Raw genomic sequence first — 2451 nt, forward strand, 5'->3', positions numbered from 1 at the left:
GTTACCGTACAGCAAGCACCGTCTGGTAATCATCTGATGAATTCGACAAAGTGGTGTCCACCAAATAGTGGTGGGAACCAAAATGTCAGATATGCACAAAAGTATGACTCCCGGCAGGCGTAAGGGCTGTCCTAACTATTCTCCCGAATTTAAACAGCAACTTGTTGCGGCTTCCTGTAAGCCCGGTGTGTCCATATCAAAGCTGGCGCTTGAAAATGGCATCAACGCCAATCTGTTATTTAAATGGCGTCAGCAGTGGCGAGAGGGGAAACTCCCGCTGCCTTCGGCAGACCTTCCTCAGCTGCTCCCTGTAACACTCGATGCCACCAGTGCCCCGCTGGCTGTGCCGCCAGAAACGCCTGCAGATAAGTCGGAAACCCTCACTATCAGCTGTGAGGTGACGTTCCGGCACGGAACGCTTCGTCTGAATGGTGCTGTCAGCGAAGGCCTGCTGACAATATTGATACAGGAGCTTAAACGGTGATCCCACTACCATCAGGCACGAAAATCTGGCTGGTCGCCGGCATCACCGACATGAGAAACGGCTTCAACGGGCTGGCCGCAAAGGTGCAGACCGCGCTGAAAGATGATCCGATGTCGGGTCACGTCTTTATCTTCCGCGGCCGAAGTGGCAGTCAGGTGAAACTCCTCTGGTCAACTGGCGACGGGTTATGCCTGCTGACGAAACGGCTGGAGCGCGGGCGCTTCGCCTGGCCATCGGCCCGCGACGGCAAAGTCTTCCTCACTCCGGCACAGCTGGCGATGCTCCTCGAGGGCATCGACTGGCGGCAGCCTAAAAGACTGCTGACATCCCTGACTATGCTGTAACCTTTTTATCCTGGTCGTGGGCGAATGAGCCTGGTAAAATACCCCGCATGAACAGCTCGCTTCCCGATGACATCAATGAACTGAAACGTCTTCTTGCCGAACAGGAGGCGCTGAACCGTGCCCTGCTGGAAAAGCTGGCGGACCGTGAACGCGAAATCGACAAGCTACAGGCACAGCTGGATAAGCTCCGCCGGATGAACTTCGGCAGCCGCTCCGAAAAAATATCCCGCCGTATCGCACAGATGGAAGCCGACCTGAACCGGCTTCAGAAGGAAAGTGATACCCTGACCGGCCGGGTGGATGACCCGGCGGTGCAGCGCCCGCTGCGCCAGACCCGTACACGTAAACCCTTCCCTGAATCACTCCTCCGGGATGAAAAGCGTCTGCTACCGGCAGAGCCCTGTTGCCCGGACTGTGGGGGTTCGCTGAGTTATCTGGGTGAGGATGCCGCCGAACAACTGGAGCTGATGCGCAGCGCCTTCCGGGTTATCCGCATGGTGCGCGAAAAACACGCCTGCACGAAGTGCGACCGTATCGTTCAGGCTCCGGCGCCTTCACGGCCCATCGAACGCGGTATCGCCGGGCCGGGGCTACTGGCACGGGTACTCACATCAAAGTACGCAGAGCATACACCGCTGTATCGTCAGTCAGAAATATATGCCCGCCAGGGTGTTGAGCTGAGTCGCTCAGTGCTGTCGGGCTGGGTGGATGCATGTTGTCGCCTGCTGTCCCCCCTGGACGAAGCCCTTCAGCACTATGTACTGAGCGATGGCAAACTTCATGCTGATGATACGCCGGTCCCGGTTCTGCTGCCGGGCAACAAAAAAACGAAGACCGGGCGCTTATGGACGTACGTTCGTGACGACCGTAACGCCGGGTCAGCGTCGCCACCGGCGGTCTGGTTCGCATACAGCCCGGACAGAAAAGGCATCCACCCGCAGACCCATCTTGCGGGGTTCAGCGGAGTGCTGCAGGCGGATGCCTATGCAGGCTTCAACGAACTCTACCGGGAAGGTCATATAAAGGAAGCCGCCTGCTGGGCCCATGCCCGGCGTAAAATCCATGATGTTCACGTCCGCACTCCCTCAGCGCTCACAGATGAAGCGCTGAAACGGATCGGCGAGTTGTATGCCATCGAAGCGGATATCAGGGGAATGCCAGCAGAACAGCGGCTTGCCGAACGCCAGTTGAAAACGAAAGCGCTTCTTAAATCACTGGAAAACTGGCTGCGTGAAAAGATGAAAACCCTGTCGCGACACTCAGAACTGGCAAAGGCGTTCACCTATGCACTGAACCAGTGGCAAGCGTTGACGTACTACGCAGACGACGGCTGGGCTGAACCGGATAACAACATCGCGGAGAATGCTCTGCGAATGGTCAGTCTGGGTCGTAAAAACTACCTGTTCTTCGGCTCTGATCATGGTGGTGAGCGCGGAGCGTTGCTGTACAGCCTGATCGGGACGAGCAAACTGAACGGCGTGGAGCCGGAAAGCTACCTTCGCTATGTCCTTGACGTCATAGCTGACTGGCCGATAAACCGGGTGAATGAACTGCTCCCCTGGCGCGTCGCACTGCCAACGGAATAACTTGTCTTCGTCAATACGGTTCTCGCTGAACGCTTAC

The 2451-nt window shown here is 57.0% G+C and carries 3 protein-coding genes; all 3 read left to right on the forward strand.

Annotation, left to right across the window (positions count from 1 at the left end; translation table 11 throughout):
- Positions 1–187: 187 nt before the first annotated feature.
- From BZK41_RS26715 to BZK41_RS26725, 3 genes are read left to right on the forward strand one after another with little or no spacing between them, the layout of a single operon-like run.
- Positions 188–484 carry a transposase gene (locus BZK41_RS26715; RefSeq protein WP_253193795.1) on the forward strand — a complete coding sequence of 99 codons (297 nt, stop codon included), beginning with the start codon at positions 188–190 and terminating at the stop codon, positions 482–484.
- Positions 481–828, forward strand: coding sequence for an IS66 family insertion sequence element accessory protein TnpB (tnpB, locus tag BZK41_RS26720; protein ID WP_042922210.1), 348 nt, complete (start codon positions 481–483; stop codon positions 826–828). Before BZK41_RS26715 ends, tnpB begins: the two co-directional genes overlap by 4 nt.
- Before the next feature lie 47 nt (positions 829–875).
- The gene (locus BZK41_RS26725; protein WP_079940176.1) at positions 876–2414 is read left to right on the forward strand and encodes an IS66 family transposase; all 1539 of its coding nucleotides are present in this window, start codon (positions 876–878) and stop codon (positions 2412–2414) included.
- Positions 2415–2451: the final 37 nt, after the last annotated feature.

The organism is Citrobacter sp. A316, from assembly GCF_002042945.1.
Lineage (GTDB): Bacteria > Pseudomonadota > Gammaproteobacteria > Enterobacterales > Enterobacteriaceae > Citrobacter > Citrobacter portucalensis.

What these genes read in the sequence shown, in the direction of transcription:
- BZK41_RS26725 (WP_079940176.1), top strand. Translation starts at nt 876, where the DNA reads ATGAACAGCTCGCTTCCCGATGACATCAATGAACTGAAACGTCTTCTT.